The organism is Roseburia sp. AF15-21 (assembly GCF_003479505.1).
Classification (GTDB): Bacteria; Bacillota; Clostridia; order Lachnospirales; family Lachnospiraceae; genus Roseburia_C; species Roseburia_C amylophila.
Genome location: NZ_QUHG01000005.1, coordinates 167,771 through 191,275 on the forward strand (window position 1 = coordinate 167,771; position 23,505 = coordinate 191,275).

21 protein-coding genes, 1 tRNA gene and 1 pseudogene are annotated in these 23,505 nt (G+C 41.2%); 20 read left to right on the plus strand and 3 right to left on the minus strand.

All coding sequences use genetic code 11. The features are described 5' to 3' along the window. Window positions 1-7: 7 nt before the first annotated feature. From murB to fba, 6 genes are all read left to right on the plus strand, one after another. Window positions 8-919, plus strand: coding sequence for a UDP-N-acetylmuramate dehydrogenase (gene murB / locus DWW33_RS09115; RefSeq protein ID WP_118172849.1), 912 nt, complete (start codon window positions 8-10; stop codon window positions 917-919). After that, a complete protein-coding gene (rapZ, locus tag DWW33_RS09120; protein ID WP_118057105.1) occupies window positions 916-1,788 on the plus strand; it encodes an RNase adapter RapZ in 873 nt (290 codons plus the stop codon). Before murB ends, rapZ begins: the two co-directional genes overlap by 4 nt. A 13-nt stretch (window positions 1,789-1,801) precedes the next feature. Next, the gene (whiA, locus tag DWW33_RS09125) at window positions 1,802-2,719 is read left to right on the plus strand and encodes a DNA-binding protein WhiA (RefSeq protein WP_022243580.1); all 918 of its coding nucleotides are present in this window, start codon (window positions 1,802-1,804) and stop codon (window positions 2,717-2,719) included. 21 nt (window positions 2,720-2,740) lie between these two features. Beyond that, window positions 2,741-2,995 carry an HPr family phosphocarrier protein gene (locus DWW33_RS09130; RefSeq protein ID WP_022243579.1) on the plus strand — a complete coding sequence of 85 codons (255 nt, stop codon included), beginning with the start codon at window positions 2,741-2,743 and terminating at the stop codon, window positions 2,993-2,995. 25 nt (window positions 2,996-3,020) lie between these two features. Continuing rightward, complete coding sequence (locus DWW33_RS09135; RefSeq protein ID WP_117696671.1) at window positions 3,021-3,929, plus strand: diacylglycerol/lipid kinase family protein; 909 nt, start codon at window positions 3,021-3,023, stop codon at window positions 3,927-3,929. 70 nt (window positions 3,930-3,999) lie between these two features. Further along, entirely contained in the window at window positions 4,000-4,866 is an 867-nt protein-coding gene (gene fba, locus DWW33_RS09140) for a class II fructose-1,6-bisphosphate aldolase (protein ID WP_022243577.1), read from the plus strand. 49 nt (window positions 4,867-4,915) lie between these two features. On the opposite strand, the pseudogene DWW33_RS16320 reads toward fba, so the two are convergent. Beyond that, a pseudogene (locus DWW33_RS16320) lies at window positions 4,916-5,161 on the minus strand (DUF4368 domain-containing protein); the annotation flags it as partial. A gap of 471 nt (window positions 5,162-5,632) precedes the next feature. Here DWW33_RS16320 and DWW33_RS09150 point away from each other — a divergent pair. The 3 genes from DWW33_RS09150 (at window position 5,633) to DWW33_RS09160 (ending at window position 9,703) form a co-directional block, all read left to right on the plus strand. Next, on the plus strand, window positions 5,633-7,753 hold the full coding sequence (locus DWW33_RS09150) for a glutamine synthetase III family protein (RefSeq protein WP_117842224.1): 2,121 nt from the start codon (window positions 5,633-5,635) through the stop codon (window positions 7,751-7,753). A 245-nt stretch (window positions 7,754-7,998) separates the two neighbouring features. After that, window positions 7,999-8,337 (plus strand): P-II family nitrogen regulator, encoded by a 339-nt coding sequence (locus DWW33_RS09155; protein ID WP_022243575.1) that lies wholly within the window; start codon window positions 7,999-8,001, stop codon window positions 8,335-8,337. Window positions 8,338-8,506: 169 nt separating this feature from the next. Next, window positions 8,507-9,703, plus strand: coding sequence for an ammonium transporter (locus DWW33_RS09160; protein ID WP_117696955.1), 1,197 nt, complete (start codon window positions 8,507-8,509; stop codon window positions 9,701-9,703). 187 nt (window positions 9,704-9,890) lie between these two features. Here the strand turns inward: DWW33_RS09160 and DWW33_RS09165 are convergent, their stop codons facing one another. After that, window positions 9,891-12,707, minus strand: coding sequence for a transglycosylase domain-containing protein (locus DWW33_RS09165; RefSeq protein ID WP_118639325.1), 2,817 nt, complete (start codon window positions 12,705-12,707; stop codon window positions 9,891-9,893). Window positions 12,708-12,884: 177 nt separating this feature from the next. On the opposite strand from DWW33_RS09165, the gene DWW33_RS09170 reads away from it, so the two are divergent. From DWW33_RS09170 to DWW33_RS09190, 5 genes are all read left to right on the plus strand, one after another. Next, window positions 12,885-13,541, plus strand: a complete 657-nt coding sequence (locus DWW33_RS09170) for a YigZ family protein (protein WP_117696681.1) — start codon at window positions 12,885-12,887, stop codon at window positions 13,539-13,541. A gap of 99 nt (window positions 13,542-13,640) precedes the next feature. Beyond that, window positions 13,641-13,712 (plus strand) — tRNA-Gln (locus DWW33_RS09175). A gap of 192 nt (window positions 13,713-13,904) precedes the next feature. After that, a complete protein-coding gene (locus tag DWW33_RS09180) occupies window positions 13,905-14,609 on the plus strand; it encodes an acyl-[acyl-carrier-protein] thioesterase (RefSeq protein WP_118172845.1) in 705 nt (234 codons plus the stop codon). A 13-nt stretch (window positions 14,610-14,622) separates the two neighbouring features. After that, window positions 14,623-15,459 carry a CvfB family protein gene (locus DWW33_RS09185; RefSeq protein ID WP_118639326.1) on the plus strand — a complete coding sequence of 279 codons (837 nt, stop codon included), beginning with the start codon at window positions 14,623-14,625 and terminating at the stop codon, window positions 15,457-15,459. Between the two features lie 95 nt (window positions 15,460-15,554). Continuing rightward, a complete protein-coding gene (locus DWW33_RS09190; RefSeq protein ID WP_117842229.1) occupies window positions 15,555-15,929 on the plus strand; it encodes a RidA family protein in 375 nt (124 codons plus the stop codon). Between the two features lie 125 nt (window positions 15,930-16,054). Here the strand turns inward: DWW33_RS09190 and DWW33_RS09195 are convergent, their stop codons facing one another. Next, complete coding sequence (locus DWW33_RS09195; protein WP_117842230.1) at window positions 16,055-16,249, minus strand: YjfB family protein; 195 nt, start codon at window positions 16,247-16,249, stop codon at window positions 16,055-16,057. A gap of 132 nt (window positions 16,250-16,381) precedes the next feature. Here DWW33_RS09195 and trxB point away from each other — a divergent pair, with 132 nt between their 5' ends. The 6 genes from trxB (at window position 16,382) to DWW33_RS09225 (ending at window position 23,489) form a co-directional block, all read left to right on the plus strand. After that, the gene (gene trxB, locus DWW33_RS09200) at window positions 16,382-17,293 is read left to right on the plus strand and encodes a thioredoxin-disulfide reductase (RefSeq protein WP_243088623.1); all 912 of its coding nucleotides are present in this window, start codon (window positions 16,382-16,384) and stop codon (window positions 17,291-17,293) included. Between the two features lie 125 nt (window positions 17,294-17,418). Next, on the plus strand, window positions 17,419-18,660 hold the full coding sequence (locus DWW33_RS09205) for a C40 family peptidase (protein ID WP_118639328.1): 1,242 nt from the start codon (window positions 17,419-17,421) through the stop codon (window positions 18,658-18,660). Between the two features lie 399 nt (window positions 18,661-19,059). Further along, on the plus strand, window positions 19,060-20,055 hold the full coding sequence (locus tag DWW33_RS09210) for an aldo/keto reductase (protein WP_118639329.1): 996 nt from the start codon (window positions 19,060-19,062) through the stop codon (window positions 20,053-20,055). Between the two features lie 641 nt (window positions 20,056-20,696). After that, window positions 20,697-21,368, plus strand: a complete 672-nt coding sequence (locus DWW33_RS09215) for a WecB/TagA/CpsF family glycosyltransferase (RefSeq protein WP_117842233.1) — start codon at window positions 20,697-20,699, stop codon at window positions 21,366-21,368. 60 nt (window positions 21,369-21,428) lie between these two features. Continuing rightward, window positions 21,429-22,250, plus strand: coding sequence for a YitT family protein (locus DWW33_RS09220; RefSeq protein ID WP_330416554.1), 822 nt, complete (start codon window positions 21,429-21,431; stop codon window positions 22,248-22,250). Between the two features lie 150 nt (window positions 22,251-22,400). Continuing rightward, a complete protein-coding gene (locus tag DWW33_RS09225) occupies window positions 22,401-23,489 on the plus strand; it encodes a PucR family transcriptional regulator (RefSeq protein WP_117696702.1) in 1,089 nt (362 codons plus the stop codon). Window positions 23,490-23,505: the final 16 nt, after the last annotated feature.

Consider the following 23,505-nt stretch of genomic DNA (forward strand, 5'->3'; position numbering starts at 1 on the left):
GCAAATTGTGAGAGAAGACTGGATAGAAGCCATTAAGACAATTGTAGATGAAAGCAGAATACGCTTGCAGGAGCCGATGAGCCGTCATACCACATTCCGGATTGGGGGCATGGCAGAGATTTTTCTGATGCCGACCATCAAAGAGGCAGTGGATGTCATCACATTGTGCAGAGCAAAGAAGATTCCGTATACGATTATTGGAAACGGAAGCAATCTTCTGGTGGGCGATAAGGGAATTCCCGGAGTGGTCATTGAATTTGGCGCAAATGCATCTTCCATTGAAGTAAAGGAAAATATGATTCATGCCGAAGCGGGAGCATTGCTGTCGAAGGTTGCACACAAGGCACTGGAAGCATCCTTAGGCGGCATGGAATTTGCAGCAGGAATTCCGGGAAGCATCGGAGGTGCAGTTGTGATGAACGCCGGTGCTTATGGCGGAGAGATGAAGGATATTTTAGTATCTGCGGATCTTTTGACCAAAGATGGTGAAGTGGTAGAAGTTCCGGTAGAAGAGATTTCCTTAAGTTACAGACACAGCCGTGTTATGGAGACCGGGGAAGTAGTGCTGGGTGTAACGTTAAAATTAGTATCCGGAGAAAAAGAGAAAATTGAAGCTGTCATGCAGGAACTCCGCCAGAAACGGCAGGAGAAGCAGCCGTTGGAATTCCCAAGTGCAGGAAGTACCTTTAAGCGGCCGGAAGGCTATTTTGCCGGAAAGCTGATTATGGATGCCGGGTTAAGAGGCTATCGTGTGGGAGATGCCCAGGTATCTGAGAAACATTGCGGCTTTGTTATAAACCGTGGGCAGGCAACTGCAGCAGAAGTGGAAGAGCTGATGCGCAGGGTGCAGGAGAAAGTAGAACAGGAGTTTCAGGTAAGACTGGAGCCGGAAGTAAGAAGGTTAGGAGAATTTTCATGAAACTGGTAATTCTGACAGGAATGTCCGGGGCGGGAAAGAGTACAGCACTTAAGATGATGGAGGATATCGGATTTTATTGTGTCGATAATCTGCCGATTCCGCTGATTGAAAAGTTTATAGAGTTGGCAGATTTAAGAAATACCGAGCTTCAGAAGGTTGCTGTGGGTGTGGATATCCGAAGCGGACAGGCATTGGAAGATTTGCAGGATATTCTTGACCACCTGAGAGGTGAAGGAAAAGAATTTGATGTACTGTTTTTGGATGCAGAGGATGGTGTGCTGGTAAAACGTTATAAAGAAACCAGAAGAAGTCATCCACTGGCAGGAAGCGATCGTGTCGATAAAGGCATCGAAGAAGAAAGAAGAAGATTGGAATTCTTAAAGAAACAGGCAAATTACATTATAGATACCAGTCATCTTCTGACCAGAGAATTAAAAACAGAATTAAATAAAATATTTGTAGAGAATCAGGAGTTTAAGAATTTATTTATCACAATTTTATCCTTTGGATTCAAGTATGGAATTCCGGCAGATGCAGATCTGGTGTTTGATGTACGTTTTCTGCCAAATCCGTATTATGTGGAAGGATTACGCCAAAAGAATGGCAATGATAAAGAAATTCAGGATTTTGTGATGCAATATAAGGAAGCCCACGTATTTCTGGATAAATTAGAAGATATGATAAAATTTCTGATACCGAATTACATAACAGAGGGGAAGAGCCAGCTGGTAATTGCCATTGGCTGTACCGGAGGCAAGCATCGTTCCGTAACCCTTGCCAATGAATTGTTTAAACGGTTGGAGAAACAGAAACAGTTTGGAATTAAGATAGAGCATCGTGACATTGAAAAGGATACGATGCGGCACTAGATGGAGATATGAGATGTCTTTTTCGGGAGAAGTAAAGGCGGAACTGGAGAAGCATATAAGTAAAAGCAGACACTGCCAGTTAGCAGAACTTGCAGCAATTATAAGTTTTTCCGGAAGAATGATATTGACGGGAGCAGATCCCAGATTGGAAATTGCAACAGAACATGCCGGATTGGCAAAAAAGTGCTATACGCTTTTGAAGCGGGCATTTGACATCAGTGCAGAGTTATCTGAACAGAATCCGGGTGTGTTATATATAGAAGAACAGGATGCCATGCGCAGGGTATTAATGGCACTTAAATTTTTGGAAGAGGACGGTTCACTGCATCCGTTCCGACAGGCAGTAAATGGAATGTTGCTGCAGAAGTCCTGCTGTAGAAGGACGTTTGTAAGAGGAGCATTTCTGGCTTCGGGTTCCATGAGTGACCCGCATAAATCCTATCATTTTGAAATTGTATGCGCAACGCCACAACAGGCAGAACAGCTCAGGACGGTAATCAGTGACTTTGGCATGGATGCGAAAGTGGTGGAACGCAAGAAGCACCATGTGGTATACTTAAAAGAAGGTGCACAGATTGTGGATATGTTAAATATCATGGAAGCACATGTGGCACTGATGAACCTTGAAAATGTACGCATTTTAAAGGAGATGCGTAACAGTGTAAACCGGCAGGTAAATTGTGAAACTGCCAATATTAATAAGACAGTGAATGCTGCAGTAAAGCAGATTGAAGATATTAAGTTTATCCAGGAAAAGGGACGACTGCAGGAATTGCCGGATAATCTTTACGAGATGGCACAGGTACGTTTGGAGCACCCGGAAGCGCCTCTTAAGGAACTGGGGGCATACTTAAATCCACCGGTGGGAAAATCCGGCGTGAATCACAGGTTAAGAAAGATAAGTGAAATTGCTGAAAACATGAGAGTATGAAAAGGATGAGGAGGAATACATATGATGAAGAAAGAGGTGACCATTAAATTTGTCAATGGTGTCGAAGCAAGTCCCATTGCATTGCTTGTTCAGACTGCAAATCGTTTTTCCAGCAGTATTTATATTGAATCCGGAGATAAAAAAGTAAATGTGAAGAGCATTATGGGTATGATGTCACTGGCAATGAATTATGAGGATATGGTAACAGTTGTTACTGAGGGTGAGGACGAGAAGGAAGCCTTGGATACATTGGAACAGTTCCTGTCTGAGGGCTAGAAGGAAAAGAGAGGTTATGTAAAAAATGAAAAAGAAATTACTTTTTATATTTAATCCACATTCCGGCAAGGGACTGATTAAGAATAAACTGTTAGAAATTGTAGACATTATGGTAAAGGCAGATTATGAAGTAACCATATATCCGACACAGAGCAAAGGGGATGCGCAGAACCATGTCAGAGAAGAAGCGAAGAATTATGATCTGATTGTCTGTAGTGGTGGAGACGGTACTTTGGATGAAGCAGTCAGCGGAATGATGGAAAGTGAAGAAAAGACACTGCTTGGCTATATTCCGGCAGGAAGTACCAACGACTTTGCCAATTCTTTAAGAATACCTAAAAGCATGCTAAAGGCAGCAAATGTAGCGGTAAAGGGAAGACGGTTTCCGGTAGATATAGGATATTTTAATGGAGATTCATTCGTATATGTGGCAGCATTTGGACTGTTTACTGCAGTATCTTATCAGACCAGCCAGCAGTTAAAGAATGTATTAGGACACGCAGCTTATATTTTAGAAGGAATGAAACAGCTTTTAGACATTCCGGTCTATAAGATGCGGGTAGAATATGATGATGAGGTATTAGAGGACGAATTTATCTATGGTATGATTACCAATTCTATTTCTGTGGGGGGATTTAAGAACCTGACAGGTAAAAATGTACTCCTGGATGACGGTGTTTTTGAGGTGACACTGATTAAAGCACCGAAGAATCCACTGGAGTTAAATGAGATTATTGCAGCATTAACCAGCCGCAAGGATGATACCGACCTGGTATACTCATTTAAGAGCAGCAATATTAAGTTTTATCCGGAAGAAATTATTCCATGGACTTTAGATGGTGAGTTTGGGGGAGACCATAAGGAAGTGGAAATAAGAAATATGCACCAGGCTTTGGAGATTATGGTCAAGAATAAAGAAACATCTGTAAAATGATTGTTATATTTTTAACTTTATTTTTGGGAAAAGCCATGGTACAATGAAAAAAAACAATGGAGGAATCAAAATGTTAGTATCAGCAACAGAAATGTTAAAAAAAGCAAAAGCTGGTCATTATGCAGTAGGCCAGTTCAATATCAACAACCTTGAGTGGACAAAATCAATACTGTTAACTGCAGAAGAATTAAAATCCCCTGTAATTCTTGGTGTATCTGAAGGTGCAGGAAAATATATGACAGGTTTTAAGACCGTTGCAGCTATGGTAAAAGCTATGGATGAAGAACTTGGAATCACAGTTCCTGTAGCACTTCACTTAGATCATGGAACATATGAAGGATGTTATAAATGTATCAAAGCTGGATTTACATCTATCATGTTTGATGGTTCTCATTATCCATTTGAAGAGAACCTTGCTAAGTCTACAGAGCTTGTAAATGTAGCTCATCAGCTTGGACTTTCTATCGAGTGTGAGGTTGGTTCCATCGGTGGAGAAGAAGACGGAGTAGTTGGAATGGGCGAGTGCGCAGATCCTAACGAGTGTAAGACAATCGCTGATCTTGGTGTAGATATGCTTGCAGCAGGTATCGGTAATATCCACGGAAAATATCCGGCAAACTGGAAAGGACTTTCCTTCGAGACTCTGGACGCTATCCAGCAGAAGACAGGAACTATGCCATTAGTACTTCACGGTGGTACAGGAATTCCTGCAGATATGATTAAGAAAGCTATCTCTCTTGGCGTATCTAAGATTAATGTAAATACAGAGTGTCAGTTATCTTTCGCAGATGCTACACGTAAATATATTGAAGCTGGTAAGGACTTAGAGGGCAAAGGATTTGACCCACGTAAATTATTAGCTCCAGGTGCAGAAGCAATCAAAGCTACTGTAAAAGAAAAAATGGAATTATTTGGTTCTGTTGGAAAAGCAGAATAAGAATGATTTTTATAAGGGCCGCCCATTAGAGGGTGCAAGTAAGGGATTTTTATCCTTTGAAAAATCGGCATAGTTTCGGAGAAATCCGGCTATGCCATTTTTTTCTTTTGCTTGCAGGAAGATTAACTGCACCAATGCAGTTGTAGATAATTTGGATTTCCTGCTGTCTGCGACCATTCATTTTCTCTGCTTTGAATATAATAATCTTGTCATCGAATTCTCGTATAATCTCAGCATTTAATTCTGTAAATTCAGCATATTTCTTTACTAAGGATAAGAAGTACTGTGCATTGAGGTTTTCTTCCTTAGCCTATGATAAGAATAATTTCAGTTCAGAGACTCTTCATATTCTTTCTTGCCTGAAGTGCCGGAAACCACGGAATGCGTACATTAAAAAGTACAGAAGAGGGTACGGAAAAAGTAGTTGCAGATGAGAATGGGTATGCAGTACCGCCTGGCAGCAACTGATTTCGAAACCGGCGATTGATAAAATCGACAAAAAATGTATATTATTTTGCACAAATTTGTAGAATGTATCAAAAATAAAAAAAATATAAACTTTGACTTGATTTTTTAGAAAGTTTCATGTATTTTAGATATAGCAGATGAAATGTGCGTGACGAACAAGGGTGTTCCAAAGGAATTGGAATGCCCTTTTTTCTATATCTGGGGAATTACCGGAGGAGAGAAGTCATACATTGATTGCAGAAAATAAAAATCATATTTCTCAGGGGATTTATGGTGAGAGGCAGAAAGGATGTATAGTATGAGTGAGACAGAATATTTCAATGTAGCAGATATTTTCGGCGAGAACGTATTCAATGATGCAGTAATGCAGGAACGTCTTCCGAAAAAGACCTACAAAAAGTTAAGAGAAGTAATCGAAGAGGGAAAAGAATTAGACCTTGAGACAGCAGACGTAGTGGCACATGAGATGAAAGAGTGGGCAATCGAAAAAGGAGCTACCCATTATACACACTGGTTCCAGCCATTAACAGGAGTAACTGCTGAGAAACATGATTCCTTTATTACAGCACCAATGCCAAACGGTAAAGTTTTGATGAGCTTTTCAGGTAAGGAATTAATCAAAGGTGAGCCGGATGCATCTTCTTTTCCATCCGGTGGATTAAGAGCAACCTTTGAGGCAAGAGGATATACAGCATGGGATTGTACTTCGCCGGCATTCGTAAGACAGGATGCAGCAGGAGCAACTCTTTGCATTCCTACCGCTTTCTGCTCCTACACAGGAGAAGCATTGGACCAGAAGACACCGTTACTTCGTTCCATGGAAGCAATTAATACCCAGTCTCTCCGGCTTTTAAGATTATTTGGAAATACAACATCTAAGAAAGTAACTCCTTCCGTTGGACCGGAGCAGGAATATTTCATCGTAGACAGAGAAAAATATTTAAAGAGAAAAGATTTAATCTTTACCGGACGTACCTTATTTGGAGCAATGCCTCCAAAAGGACAGGAAATGGATGACCATTACTTCGGAATCATCCGTGAGAGAATTGCAGCATACATGAGAGATGTAAATAAAGAATTATGGAAACTTGGTGTATCTGCAAAGACACAGCATAACGAAGTTGCTCCTGCACAGCATGAGTTAGCTCCAATCTACTCCGAAGCAAACGTAGCAGTAGACCACAACCAGTTAGTAATGGAAACCTTAAAGAAGGTTGCCGGCCGTCATGGCTTACAGTGTCTGCTTCATGAGAAGCCATTTGCAGGTGTCAATGGTTCTGGAAAACATAACAACTGGTCTATCACAACAGATGATGGAATTAACTTATTAGAGCCGGGCAAAACACCTCATGAGAACGTACAGTTCTTATTAGTGCTTACCTGTATCTTAAAAGCAGTAGATAAACATGCAGACCTGCTTCGTGAATCTGCAGCAGACGTTGGAAACGACCACAGATTAGGAGCAAACGAGGCACCGCCAGCAATCGTTTCTATCTATCTTGGAGAACAGTTACAGGATGTATTATCACAGCTTATCTGCACCGGAGAAGCTACACACAGTTTAGCTGGTTCTAAATTAGAGACTGGTGTTAAGACATTGCCTGACTTCATGAAAGATGCAACAGACCGTAACAGAACTTCACCGTTTGCATTTACCGGAAACAAATTCGAGTTCCGTATGGTTGGTTCTCAGGATTCCATCGCACAGCCTAACGTTGTATTGAATACAATTGTAGCAGAAGCATTTTCTGAGGCGTGTGATGAACTGGAAAAAGCAGACGATTTCGATATGGCAGTACATGATCTGATTAAGAAATATGCAACTGAGCATCAGAGAATCGTATTCAACGGAAATGGATATTCTGATGAATGGGTAGAGGAAGCAGAGCGTCGTGGACTTCCAAACATCAAGTCCATGGTAGATGCAATCCCGGCACTGAATACAGAAAAAGCAGTTTCTTTATTCGAGCGTTTTGGTGTATTTACCAAAGCGGAGCTGGATTCCCGTGTAGAAATCGAATATGAGACTTACGCAAAAGAGATTAACATCGAAGCAAAAGCTATGATTGATATTGCAGGAAAACAGATTATCCCGGCAGTTATCAAATATACAACAGAGCTTGCAACTTCTGCAGCAGCTGTAAAATCTGTATGTGATGCAGACATCAGTGTTCAGACAGAATTACTGGCAGAAGTATCTGACCTCTTATCTGAGACCAAGGTTGCTTTGGCAAAACTGGAAGAAGTAACAGAAAAAGGTGGAACAATGGAAGAGGGAAGAGATCAGGCTGTATATTACAGAGATGTTGTAAAAACAACAATGGATGCATTAAGAGCTCCGGTTGACAAGTTAGAGATGCTTGTTGACAAAGATATATGGCCAATGCCATCTTATGGAGATTTAATCTTCGAAGTATAAAAAAGAACTTTAATTGCAGGGCATTCTCCTTAGAACAGACGGAAAAAGAGGCATAAAAGGGAGGATGCCAGGCAACTTAAGTTACCTGGCAGATTATGAAAAAGAATATTTAAAGTTATGTTTTTCTTTTGCTTATGACTATACTATATCAGCCTAATTTGAAAAAAGCGTGTTGATAAAGTGAATCATCTTTGAATGCCAGGTGAATAAATTGTGAACAATAATAAGAAGGAGGACGAGATGATATGAAAAAGCTGGAAATTATTATTAAACCGGAAAAGCTTGAAGACTTGAAAGCAGTCTTAGAAAGCAGTGAAGTCAATGGTTTAAACATTGTAAATAGCATGGGATATGGTAATCAGAAGGGTATTATCAAGAATTACCGTGGAGCATCTTATAATGTAACATTACTTCCGAAAATCAAAGTAGAGACCGTTGTCTCAGATGAAGTTGCACCAGGATTAATTGATAAGGTAGTAGATGAGATTAATACCGGTAACTTTGGTGATGGTAAAATCTTTGTGTATGATGTAGAAGATGCCGTTCGTATCCGTACCGGTGAACATGGTGACAAAGCATTATAAAAGATGCAAAGAGGAGTAAGGCACAGATAGGAAACTGTCTTGTGGATATTGAAAAATGAATATCGCAAATAAATATTATCGAAGGAGATAAGCAGACAAGGAGAGAGCCTTGTTTGATATCTCTATTTTTTTTACTTTAATATTTATTTTGGTAAAGGAGGAAATGATTATGGATATGAGTGTTTGGTTCCTGATGGGAGCAGCGTTAGTATTTTTTATGCAATGTGGATTTGCAATGGTAGAGGCTGGTTTTACCAGATCAAAAAATACAGGTAATATTACAATGAAGAACCTGATGGACTTCTGTATTGGTACCGTTGCATTTTATTTATTAGGATATAATATTCTTTGTGGTGATGGAAAATTTGTAGGATGGGGTTTAAATCCATTGAAGAATTTTGGAACAACAGACTGGTCCAATTTCGTATTTAACCTGGTATTCTGTGCAACAGCTGCAACAATTGTATCTGGAGCAATGGCAGAGCGTACCAAATTCATTACATATTGTATTTACAGTTTTGTAATCAGCCTGATTGTATATCCGGTAGAAGCACACTGGGTATGGGGCGGAACTCCATGGCTTACAGACCTTGGATTTACAGATTTCGCAGGTTCTGCATGTATTCATATGGTAGGTGGAATTACCGCATTTATTGGAGCCGCTTTATTAGGACCTCGTATTGGTAAATATGACAAAGATGGTAAATCAAGACCTATTATGGGTCACAACATTTTAATTGGTGCGTTGGGAGTATTTATTCTCTGGTTTGGCTGGTATGGATTTAATGGTGCAGCAGCAACTGATACCTTACAGCTTTCACAGATTTTTGCAACAACAACCATTGCACCGGCAGCAGCAACTGTTACAGCAATGATTTATACATGGATTAAGAATGGTAAACCGGATGTGTCCATGTCCTTAAATGGTTCCCTGGCAGGTCTGGTAGCAATTACAGCAGGATGTGCAAATGTTGATGCGGTAGGTGCATTCATTATCGGTGGTTTAGCTGGTATCCTTTGTACCATGTCAGTATACTTTGTAGAAGACAAATTAAAAGTAGATGACCCGGTTGGCGCTGTATCCGTACACGGTGCCTGTGGTCTTTTTGGAACATTGATGGTAGGTCTCTTCGATTATACAGATGGCCTCTTCTATGGTGGCGGAGTTCATCATCTGGCTATTCAGGCACTTGGTGTCGTATGCATCGCAGGCTGGGTAATTGTAACCATGAGCATTGTATTTATCGTATTAAAGAAGACAATTGGTCTTAGAGTATCAAAAGAAGAAGAGTTAGAAGGTCTGGATTCTACTGAGCATGGCTTAGAGTCAGCTTACCCGGATTTTGTAACAAGAGAACTTCATTAATCATGTACTAATCTAATTGTGATTAGGTTAGTAATTATCTAATCCCCTTAGTAGTATATACATCAACAACGAAAGTCCTGGCGTATGTCAGGGCTTTTGTTGTTGTCTGTGCCCGGCATCAGATAGAAAAAATAGAAGCTGCCTTTGGCAGCTTCTATAGGTGTCTGATTATAGAATAATGATTTGGTTAATTCGTAGTGTTTCCATCAGAGCCGGTACCGGAACTTCCACCGCCGGTTCCTGTACCACCACCGGTTCCTGTACTGCCGCCGGTTCCTGTACCACCACCGGTTCCTGTACCACCACCGGTTCCTGTATTGTCGCCGGTTCCTGTACCACCATTGGTTCCGGTATCACCACCGGTATTTGTACTGGTTCCGGTATTACCATGATCTGGTGTAGTATTATCCCCACCACCGGTAAGACTTCCACTGGTTGGATTAGAAGTATCTGTTGTATTAGTAGATGGTGTGGAAGGCTGTGTAACGGAACTTGAAGTGTGTACGTTACAGGTGCTGTTGGATAATTCATCTGTCATAAGATATGGAGAGTCATCCGTACCTTCAGAACCGCCAACGATATAGATACCAGTCTGTCTTGTTTCGTTCGGACAATATTCATTTGCAAGCATTCCGGAGGAAGTACAGATTGTTGCGCTGACATGATGGTCACATACTTCTGTTGGAACTGTGCCGGTTGCAAAATATTCTGTTTCAACCATGCTGCCACGCGGATCACAGTCACATAAACCTTCTACGGCAAGTTTTCCGGATTTCTTACATACGACAGCAGAAGTAATTCCGCTTGGCATAGTAAAGTCTTTATATTCCAGATTTTCATGAACACGGGACATAACTGCTTTCCAGATTAACTTTGGATATCTGGTGCTGGAAAGTTCGCTGTTATCATCATATCCGCCCCATACACCACAGGTATAATATGGTGTGTATCCTACGAAAAGAGCATCGCGGTCAGAGGTTGTAGTACCTGTTTTACCGGCAATCGGCATAGAACCGAAGTTAACGATTGTACCGGTACCGGAGGTAACAACATCTTCCATGGCATTGGTTAAGAGCCATGCAGTGGTGTCCTTTAATACAGTATGGGTCTGCGGAGTATTGTCAATTAAAACATTTCCGTCATGGTCTAAAATCTTGGTATAGAATCTTGGTTTGGTATAAGTACCGCCATTTGCAACGGTCGCATAGGCGGCAGTTAATTCTAAGTTGGTAACACCTTTATAGATACCTCCAAGGCAGAGAGCCTGATTATTATCGTGTTCAGCATCTAAGGTGGTAAATCCGAAGCTCTGTAAGTAACTGTAACCTAAATCGGTACTGATATCAGTGAGGGTCTTAACGGTTACAATATTGATGGAGTGGCAGATTGCTTCTCTTAAAGTAGTAAATCCACGATACTGGTCATCGTAGTTACGAAGAGAACGTCCATTGGTATAAGAATAAGGAGCATCATCTTCTACAGAGGCTAAGGTCATTCCACCACTGTCAAGAGCAGGTGCATAAGCAGCTAAAATCTTGAAGGTGGAACCCGGCTGTCTGGTGGTATCAGAAGCCCGGTTTAAGGTTTTGTTTGCGGTTTTATCACCACGGCCACCAACTAATGCTTTCACTTCACCGGTAGCCTGATCCATCAGCGTAAGGGAAGCCTGTGGCTGAATCGTAAAGGTAACGGATTCTCCGCTGCCCGGGATGGTATCTCCCTCTTCCATAATATCTGCTTTATACTGGTCAATGGCAGCCTGGGCATCTTCTTTGGAACTGAAGTTGATGTTGTAGCTGTTATTACCGGTTTTTTCACGATAGTAGGTGAGCATGGTCTGTTCACTGTAATTCTGCAGTGTACCATCGGCTTTCTGGATGGAAAGACGATAGGAGAAAGAATATTCCACCTGACCGTTGTAGTTATCTAAGTTATTGACTTCCTCATCACAAATCTGCTGGAGATTAGCATTCTGGGTGGAGTAAATGGTAAGACCACCACCATAGAGTGCATTGAAAGCCTGTGTCTCGGTATAACCTAATTCATTGATTAAGTCATCCATTACCTGGTCGGTAAGGGTATCCACAAAGTAGGAGTTGACATTTGCAGTAGAAGAAGTGCTGTTATCTACAATCTGAATACGGTCGTAGACATTATCTTCTAATGCTTCGTCGTGTTCTTCCTGCGAAATATAACCCTGGTCTAACATATTGTCTAAGACATCTTTACGACGGGATGCGTTGTTATCCGGGTTAGTAATCGGATTATACTTTGTCGGACTCTTGGTAATCGCTGCAATTACTGCACACTCAGAAAGTGTTAAGTCAGATACATCTTTGTTAAAATATCGTTTGGATGCAGCCTGGACACCAAGGGTATTCTGACCAAGGTTAATGGTGTTTAAGTAATTTTCCAGAATCCAGTTCTTGGATTCTCTTTTTTCAAGCTGTATAGCCAGATACTGTTCCTGTATTTTACGCTCAAACTTATCAGCCATACTGTCTTCGCTTGTCCAATCGGTGAAGACGTTGTTTTTCAGAAGCTGCTGTGTAATTGTGCTGGCTCCCTGATTAAAATGAAAACCGGATGCAATGCCTTTGAAGCCGGCACGGATGATTCCTTTGATATCAATTCCGTTGTGATCGTAAAAACGTTCATCTTCGATGGCTACGAATGCATGTTGAAGATTAATCGGCATCTTATCAATGGTTACCGGGTCACGATTTGTACCGGAAGTAACCAGAGTGGCAATTTCATTACCCTCATCGTCAAGAACGGTAGAGAGCTGTCCGGTAGGACTTGCATCAATATCATCTATATCTGGTGCAGAATCAATGATTCCTTTGAAGATTCCGATTCCTGCACAAATACCGACGACAGCTACTAAGAAAAAGCAGATCAGTAGAGTCTTGCAGAAAATTACGGAAAACTTCTTACGGACCATAGTACCTTTGGAAGTGAGCTCTTTTTCCTTCCTGGCGGTACTCTTCTTTCCATAATTCATAATGTGCCTCCTTTGGATTAATAACATTATTTTCTTATTATAGCAAAAAGATACCATATAATAAAGAAAAAAGTAAAAACGCAAGGTTTTGATAAGAAATTCTTAAGGTTTCCTTGCAGGAAAAATGGAAATCATGCTACAATAAGGAAACGAAAAAAGAGGCAGGAGCAATGCAATATGTCAGAAGTTTCAAACGGAAAAGTAATATATGAAGGCGGCAGTGGTGAGCTTGAAGAGAAAAAATCGCGGTTTATTGCAAATATTGCACCAGTTACCACAGAAGAGGAAGCGGTAGCATATATCAATACTATGAAGAAAAAATACTGGGATGCAAGACATAACTGCTCCGCATTTATAATAGGAAGAAATCAGGAGCTGACCCGCTGCTCGGATGACGGAGAACCTTCCGGCACAGCAGGCCGTCCGATGTTAGACGTACTTTTACGGGAGGGCATCCGGGATGTAGTGGTAGTAGTAACCCGGTATTTTGGTGGAACACTTCTGGGAACCGGTGGACTGGTGCGTGCTTATCAGGGTGCTGTACAGGAGGGTTTAAAGAATTGTACCATCATTGAAAAGAGACCGGGAAAGCGTCTTAAGATAAGTACGGATTATACAGGACTTGGCAAGATACAGTATCTTCTGGCAGAACAGGGCGTTACGATTATGGATACCGAATATGCAGAAGGTGTGGAACTGGATGCAGCAGTACCGTTAGAACAGTGTCTGGAATTAGAAAAGAAACTTACGGATTCCACCAGTGGAAAGGCAAAGCTGATGTGGGAAGAGACCATTGAATTTGCAGATTTGAACGGTACAATCAAGGTTTTTTGATGACCTGTAAAAACTTTTTGCAAAAAATCGAAAAAAAATCGAAAAAGTGCTTGACGAATGGAATGTTTTCATGTAGAATACCCATTGTTGACACAACAAAGGGCTATCGCCAAACGGTAAGGCAACGGACTCTGACTCCGTCATTTCAAGGTTCGAATCCTTGTAGCCCTGCTCATGAAAACACCACAGCAGCGTGGTGTTTTTTTACTTTACAGGAAATTGCTTTCCCGCAAAGTAAAAACGATCCGCGAGGATGCGCACTGCGGCGCATAAGGTAGATGCCGCAAGCGGCCGCCGCAGGCACGAGAATGTGCCCAGGCACATTCTTTTTAATAGCCAGGCATTTACAAGGAGGACACATCTATGTATTCCATGAAAAGCAGAGTAAGATATAGTGAAACAGACAGCGGACAGAAGATGACATTTCAGGCATTGACTAATTATCTGCAGGATTGTTGTATATTCCAGTCAGAGGATCTTGGAATTGGCGTGGACTATTTGAAGGAGCATGCACAGGCATGGTTTTTGGCATCCTGGCAGATTGTGGTAGAACGGCTGCCGGTTCTTGGAGAAAAAATAACAGTAAAGACCTGGCCATATAACTTTAAAGGTTTTTATGGTTATCGTAATTTTACCATAGAGGATGCTGAGGGAAAAATCTATGCTTATGCGGATTCCCAGTGGATTTTTATGGATTTAAAGAGGGAAAGACCGGCACGGATTTCTGATAAGATGTTAGAAGAATATCAGATGGAAGAGCCTTTCAAAATGGACTATGCGGACAGAAAGATAAAACTTCCGGAGAAAATGCAGGAAAAGGAAAGCTTTCAGATTCGCCCGGAGCAGATTGATACCAATCATCATGTAAATAATGAACAGTATATTGCCATGGCAAAGAATTATCTGCCTGAGAATTTTAATATCCATAAAATGCGGGCAGAATACCGGAAAGCAGCAGTATTAGGAGACAAGGTATTCCCATTTGTATATGCAGATGATAAAATGTATCTGGTATCACTGGCGGATGAAGAGCAGAAACCATATGCCATTGTAGAATTTGAACAATAGAAAGCAGGAAAATATGAATCTTGGAGAAAAACAGGAACTGACAGCAGTAAAGAAAGTTGAATTTGGAATGTATCTGGCAGAAAATCCGGAGGATGAGACCAGAGTGCTTTTGCCGGCAAAACAGGTGCCGGAGGGACTTCGCATCGGAGATAAAGTAGAAATCTTTTTATACCGGGATTCCATAGACCGCCTGATTGCAACCACCCATGAACCGAAATTGGTACTGGGAAAGCTTGCAGTGCTTCCGGTATTGGAAGTTGGTAAAATAGGAGCATTTTTAGACTGGGGACTGGAAAAGGATTTATTCCTTCCCTATAAGGAGATGACCCGCAGGGTAAATGCCGGGGATGAAGTCATGGTAACTTTATATATTGATAAGAGCCGCAGACTCTGCGCCAGCATGAAGAATCTTTATGACCTTTTAAGCAAAGATTCTCCATATAAAGCCGGGGATGAAGTAGAAGCAAGAATCTATGAATTCAGTGATAATTTTGGAACCTTTGCAGCGGTGGATGATAAATATTCTGCAATGATTTCCAAGCATGAGGACAGCAGCCATCTTCGGATAGGGGATGTAATTGCTGCCAGAGTAGTCAATGTAAAACCGGATGGCAAGCTGGATATTACCCTTCGGGAAAAAGCTTACCTTCAGATGGACAGCGATGCACAGAAGGTAATGGAAGTGATAGATTCCTATGCCGGCGTACTGCCATTTACAGAAAAGGCATCACCGGAAGTAATCATGAGGGAAACCGGACTCAGCAAGGCAGCATTCAAGCGCGCTATAGGCAGACTCTATAAGGAGAGAAAGATAACCCTCAGCGAGCATGCAATCCGTAAAAACAGTTAATTTACGCGAGCAGCCAGAAAAACTGCATGTTTGCATGCAGATTTGGCGAGCACCGCGAATAGTTATTATTTAAATAAAGAAAGAAGGAACGAGACATGAAGAAAGTAATCGCAACAGAAAAAGCACCGGCAGCAATCGGACCATATTCACAGGCAATTGAAGTAAATGGAATGGTATATACTTCTGGTATTATTCCCGTTGTACCGGCAACCGGCGAGATTCCGGAAGGCTCTGTAGCGCAGGCAAAACAGGCACTGACCAACCTTTCCAATCTTTTAGAAGCAGCAGGTACAAATATGGACAAAGTGGTTAAGACGACTGTATTCATCAAAGAGATGAATGATTTCGCAGCAATTAATGAGGTTTATAAGACATTCTTTACCACCGATTTCCCAGCAAGAAGCTGCGTAGAAGTAGCACGTCTGCCAAAAGACGTTATGCTTGAAATCGAAGCAATCGCAATCAAATAGCAGGATGTGAATTTCACTATCTGCGTAAAAAAGAGACTGGAAAGTTGTAATCAGGAAGAATCCAGACTGCAATTTCCAATCTCTTTTTCTGTGATGGCACCTGTAATCTTAGCATGCTGCCCTAATTATACGGAAACATCAAAGTTTCCGCCAACAGCAGGATTTACAGACAATTCCATGGCACGAATCAGGCTGTCACTCATACTCTGACTGACATCCAGCTGGTTACTCAGCATTGCAACTCCAATCGCTTCGCTGGTTGGAGTAGAGGCACTGCTGAGTGCACTTAAAGCAGTATTGTTTAATGCTGCAATATCCATATCAGTCACATCCTTTCTGCTTTGATATGTACTTTCATTATGGCATGGCAGATTAGAAAAAGCAAGGAAACATTCATATATTTTGGAAAAGGTGGTATACTTATCCTACTGAAGAAATGGAGGAGCCATAACATGTATGATGTGATTATAATAGGAAGCGGTCCTGCAGGGCTGTCGGCGGCAATTTATGCAGGAAGAGCAAAATTTGATACACTTATAATAGAAGAAAAGCCAATGAGCGGAGGTCAGATTGTAAATACCAGTGAAGTGGACAACTATCCGGGACTGCCAGGAGTGGGTGGATTTGAACTGGCACAGAAGATGCGGGAGCATGCCCAAAAGAGCGGTGTAACCTTTGCAAAAGAACAGGCCGTATCGGTAGAGGATAAGCAGGAAAAGAAGCTAGTAACAACCAATCAGAACCAGTACGAAGCAAAAGCAGTAATCATTGCATCAGGAGCATCTTACCGGAAGCTTGGGGTACCGGGGGAGGAAAGACTTACCGGTATGGGAGTTTCATATTGTGCTACCTGCGATGGAGCATTTTTCCGGAATCGGACTGTTGCGGTGGCAGGCGGTGGTGATGTCGCGTTAGAGGATGCACTCTTTTTGGCAAGAGGTTGTGAAAAAGTATACCTCATTCACCGGAGAGACAGTTTCCGTGGCGCAAAAGTGTTAGCGGAGCAGGTGCAGACAAATGAAAAAATTGAAATTTTATATGATACCGTAGTAGAGGAAATCTGCGGTGAAGGAATGGTAGAGAAAATCAAAATATTAAATAAGAAGACACAGGAAGAAAAAATGCTTCCGGTAAATGGCATTTTTGTTGCTGTGGGAATGGTGCCGAATACCGTAAAAGTAATACCGCATCTGGCATTGGATGATACAGGATATATCAAAGCCGGAGAGGATGGAAGGAGCAGTGTGCCTGGCATATATGCAGTGGGGGATGTCAGAACCAAGCAGCTGCGCCAGGTCGTAACGGCAGTAGCAGATGGCGCCAATGCCATTGCTTCTATGGAAAGCGATGGAATGATTTCGTAAAAGAAAGGAAAGAATGTTGTAAAAAAAGCGGGAATTTTAGGTTGACATGACAAGTTAGCTGCGCTATAATGACTCTGTAATAAATGTAATAAATTTGTAACAAATCGTTAGGTTTGGAGGTTTTTATGTATAAGAAAGCGTTAAGATTAACAGCCTGCGGTCTCGCAAGCGCAATATTAATCACTGGAAGCAATGCAACAACATATGCAGCACCAGTCGCAGGTGTTACTTCAGCAATGGAAGTGGGGGCTTCCAATGACACATTAGTAGCAGGTTTTTCTTTGACATTCAGCAATTATATGGCAAGCAGTGAGCTTGTAGCAAAGGCGAATGTGGCAACTGCACAGAATAATGATACACCTGTTGTTACCGAAGGGGATGCAGCACAGCAGGATACAGCAGAAGAGGCACAGCCGGTAGAAGAAGATCCGTTCGCAAATGTGGCAATTGCACAGGTTGATAACTATGTAAATATCAGAAGCGAAGCATCAGAAGACAGTGAGGTGCTTGGTAAGCTTTATAATAATTCAGCAGCAACCGTCCAGCAGACCGTAGATGGATGGTATCAGATTACTTCTGGTACCGTTACCGGTTATGTTAAGAGTGAATATGTAGTAGTCGGCAATGAAGAGCTGGCCCGTTCCGTCGGACGTCGTGTAGCAACTGTAAATGAAGATGCAGTTACTTTATTTGTGAGAACAGAGCCTTCTACCGATTCTAAGAAACTTGGAATGGTTGCAGGATTGGATGATTTGACAGTTACAGATGAGTCTGTAGATGGATGGGTAAAAGTTTCCATCGAAGAGGGCGAGGGATATGTATCCGCTGATTATGTAACATTATCTACTGAATTCGTTCAGGCAGAATCCAAAGAAGAAGAAGCCGCAAGACTTGCAAAAGAAGAGGCTGAAAGAAAAGCAGCAGAAGAAGCAGCAAAGAAAGCAGCAGAAAAATCTTCTAAGAGCAGCAGCTCATCCTCCAGTACATCTGGTGGTACATCTACATACAATGCACCATCCGGATCTGATGGAGCAGCAGTTGCAAACTTCGCAAGCCAGTTCGTTGGTAATCCATATGTAGCAGGTGGAACAAGCTTAACAAACGGAGCAGACTGTTCCGGATTTGTAATGAGTGTGTATGCACAGTTTGGAGTATCATTACCACATTCTTCAGGAGCAATGAGAGGCTGCGGATATGAAGTTGGTACAGACCAGATGCAGCCGGGCGATATCGTATGCTACAGTGGACATGTTGCAATTTATGTTGGTAACAACACAATCGTACATGCCAGCACACCATCTTCAGGAATCAAATTTACATCACCGATTGACTATAAGCCAGTTCTTTCCGTAAGACGTATTTTCTAGGATGTCCGGATTTGATTTACGCGAGTAGCGAGAAAAATCGCATGCTTGCATGCAGATTTGGCGAGCACCGCGATAACTCGAGAAACTCGCAAAGCGTGTTTCTTGTAGTTTATGGTAAAATTAAGGATGAAATAATATTGAAAAAGATAAACAGGGACTGTTGCGGTTGCAACAGTCCTTTTTTTGCTTTACAGGAAATTGCTTCCCTGTAAAGTAAAAAACGTTCCGCGAGGATGCACACTGCAGGTAGACATTTGGAAAAAAGCAGATATAAAAATTTGATACGTTATTAAAAGATATTCTATTTTTATCTGGAAAAACTGCAATTATAATAAAATCAGCCAATAAAGTGGCGGAGGCGCATTATTATAGAATGAAAGGAAAGGCAGGTTACCACAGATGGAATATACAGCATCAGAACAAAGATATGAAACCATGAAATACAGAAGAGTAGGAAAGAGCGGATTGTTGTTTCCTGTGTTGTCCCTTGGTTTCTGGCATAATTTTGGAACCAATGATAATTATGAGAACATGAAAGCAATGTGTTTTACGGCATTTGACCATGGAGTCACACAGTTTGACCTGGCAAATAATTATGGCCCGGAATATGGCAGTGCAGAGAGTAATCTTGGCAGAATCATGCGGGAAGAATTGCATGCCTACCGCGATGAATTATTGATTACAACGAAAGCAGGTTATGATATGTGGCCGGGACCTTATGGGGACCATGGCAGCAGGAAGTATCTGATTGCGAGCTTAGACCAGAGCTTAAAACGTATGGGACTTGAATACGCGGACATTTTTTATCATCACAGAATGGATCCGGATACGCCATTGGAAGAAACCATGCTGGCATTAGACCAGATTGTAAGAAGCGGAAAAGCATTATATGTAGGAATATCCAATTATGATGGCGTGCATATGAAACAGGCAGCTGAAATCTTGGAAGATTTAAAGTGTCCGTTTGTGATAAACCAGAACCGCTACAATATCTTTGACCGTACGGTAGAGAATAATGGCTTGCTAGAAGCTGCAAAAGAGAAGGGGAAAGGTGTGATCGCATTTTCTCCACTTGCACAGGGAATGCTGACAGATAAGTATATCGATGGAATTCCGGAGGACAGCCGGATTAAAAGAGATGGCAGATTCCTTCATGCATCCGACCTTACGGAAACAAGAATGCAGCAGATTAAGAGCCTGAATGAAATTGCAAAGCGCCGTGGACAGACACTGGCACAGATGGCATTAAGCTGGATATTAAAGGATGAGACGGTAGCAAGTGTTCTGATTGGCGCATCCCGTCCGCAGCAGATATTAGATAATTTAAAGATTGTAGATGCACCGGCATTTACCACGGAAGAGTTAGAAGAAATCGAAGCTGTCTGCAGAGCCTGAAGCCTGGACGCAGATGCAGTTTTGGAAAAAAGAATAGAAGGAATTGTTCAGACAATTTCCCAATCAAAATAGTTATGTGAACGAATATGATATTATGTAAATATACATATGGGGAAGAGGTACTATTTTGAAAAGTGGAAAAGAAATTCATTTGACGGAAAAGAAGTGTAAATTGCAATCAGACAATTTTACACTTCTTTTTTGAAAATATACAATATGCACAAAAAAGAAAAGAACGTCGAAAAAAAGTGCTGGAAATCATAAAAAAGTCCCAAAAGTTATCCACATCGAAAAATGTGGAAATATCGAAAAAAAGGAGTTATACACCAAGTTATACACATTATCCACAGAAAAAAGGAGAAAAATATAGGTTTACATAGCAAAAAATAAGAACGGATGTTTTGTGAACAAATGATAAAGTTGATAACTTTTCAAAAAAATACACAAAATCTATTGACATTGCAATATTGAAAAAATCATATAAAATTGTCTGAAAATGTCAGTTTATTTACAAAGGTGTAAAAAGGCAATCTGAGAAAATTATTACAGAAAATTTGCACAATGGTTGAAAAAAACTGGAGCTTTTGCTATACTACTTGCATAAAAGCGCATGGAAATGCACAGAATAAGACAGGTGTAAGATGTTAAAGAAAATCGATATACTGGGAATAGAAGTAGATAATTATACAGTCCGTGAAGCAATGATGCAGGTGGAAAATTATCTGGATAACACGATAATGAATACCATAGAGACCATAGATATGAAGATGTTAGAACTGGCAGGACAGGATGAAACGGTGCGGGCGTGCATTGAACAGCTGGATCTTGCGGTAATCGGAGAGAAGGAGATTCTGATTGCGGCAGATGTTCATTCCAGCCAGCGGCTCAGTGAGACCATTAATCATGATTTCTTCCGGGAATTCATCAAGCGGATTATCCGTAACCATAAGAGAGTATTTTTGTTGGCAGAAACCATTGCTCAGGAAGAACAGCTGGAGCATTTCCTTGTAGGAAAATACGAACAGATTGAGGTGGCAGGTCATTGTGCGATAGAGGAAAAGTCCAATGACTTTGAAAGTGTGGTAAATGAGATTAACAGTGCCAGTGCAGATGTTATTTTTTCCATTCTGCCGTCTCCGTTACAGGAACAGTTTTTGACAGAAAATAAAAGCAAACTGGATGCTAAAATATGGTATGGGTTGAGCAGTGATTATGCACCGCGTTCCCGTATCAGCAGAATATCCCAGATAGCGGGCAGATTGATTCATAAGAAGAAACTGCAGAGCAAATTACACAAATATAATAAAGATTAAAGGAAACGGATGGTTATGGGTCTGGGATATAAAAGACCGGCCATAGTGGATTATTTGTGTATGACAGCAGGAACCTGCCTTATGGGTATAGCAATTCAGTCCATCTATGACCCGGTAGGAATGGTTGTTGGTGGATTTACCGGAGTTGCAATTCTCATCAGACAACTGACAGTAAAATGGATTCCCGGAGGAATTCCGTTATGGTTTACGAACCTGGCGTTGAATCTTCCGGTTTTTTTATGCGCATGGAGAAGAAAGGGAAAGAAATTTTTGTGGCGGGCATTATATGGAATGGTAATGCTGTCTTTCTGGCTTCTGGTACTGCCTCACTGGAATATAGCCCAGGATGATTATATGCTGGCAGCTATTTATGGCGGATGCATCTCCGGAGCGGGAATCGGTCTGGTTCTGGTGACGAAGTCCTCTACTGGAGGGACAGATATGGTAGCCACTTTATTACAGCGTTTTCTTAAACAATATACCATTGCACAGATTATGCTGGTGTTAGATGGTATTATTGTGTTAAGCGGAATGTTTTTCTTTGGAGTAAAGCCGGCGTTATATGCTGTGGTGGCAATTTTTATAACAACGGAAGTATCGGATGCAATTATGGAAGGTATCAAATATTCCAAGGCGGCGTATATCATTACGGAAGATGCCGCTGAAGTGGCAGATGCACTGATGCACCGGATGAACCGCGGTGTTACGGCGATTCATGCAAAGGGAATGTATTCCGGAAATGAGAAGGACATACTCTTTTGTGCAGTGCCGAAAAAGGAAATTGTAGAGTTAAAAGAGATAGTAATGGAACTTGACGCGAAAGCTTTTGTAATTGTGACGGATGCCCGGGAAGTGCTGGGAGAAGGTTTTTTGGAATATTAGCATAAAAATATTCACATTTCCTCTTTATTTTTTTGACGTTTTGCATTAAAATAAGATTCAAAGAGTTTTATCTTTCACAAAAGGATGCGAATTTTTTGTGAAAGTTGTCCAGTAACTGGGGCGATATTGATAAGAGAAGGAGAAAAAAGTATGATTTCAAATCAGATACTTCAAAACACAATTGACGGTTTGAAAGGGATTACAAGAGTGGATATGTGCATTATCGATACTGAGGGGAAAGTATTGGCAACCACATTTCCCGATGCAGATAATTATATCAATCCTGCATTGGCATTTGTAGAATCTCCGGCAGACAGTCAGGTGATTCAGGGATGCCAGTTCTTTAAAGTTTTTGATGATCATCAGATAGAATATGTTTTACTGGCAAATGGTGACAGTGATGATGTGTATATGGTGGGAAAAATTGCCGGTTTCCAGATTCAGAATCTTCTGGTAGCATATAAGGAACGGTTTGATAAGGACAACTTTATTAAGAATCTTTTATTGGATAATCTTCTTTTAGTAGATATTTATAACCGTGCGAAGAAGCTTCATATTGAGACGGAAGTACGCCGCGTGGTATATGTTGTAGAAACCAACCGGGAAAAGGACGGAAATGAACTGGAAAAAGTACGCAGTATCTTTGGTGGCAAGTCCAAGGATTTTGTGACAGCGGTAGATGAGAAAAATATCATTGTGGTAAAAGAACTTGCAGAAAATGAGACCTATGAGGATTTGGAGAAAACGGCAGAAGTTATCTTAAATCTGTTCAAGGCAGATGAAGACTGCGAGGCTTATATCGCATATGGTACCGTAGTAAATGAGATTAAGGAAGTATCCCGTTCTTATAAAGAAGCCCGAATGGCATTGGATGTAGGAAAGATATTCTTTGAAGAGAAGAATATTATTGCGTATTCTGCACTGGGAATTGGACGTCTGATTTATCAGCTCCCGATTCCACTTTGCAAAATGTTTATCAAAGAGATTTTCGATGGAAAATCTCCGGATGATTTTGATGAAGAAACACTTACTACCATCAATAAATTCTTTGAAAACAGCCTGAACGTTTCAGAAACATCCAGACAGTTATACATACACAGAAATACACTGGTATACCGTCTGGATAAACTGCAGAAAAGCACAGGCTTAGACCTTCGGGTATTTGAAGATGCCATTACATTTAAAATTGCGTTAATGGTAGTAAAATACATGAAATATATGGAGACATTGGATTACTAAGCAGTAGTTTTAGGAG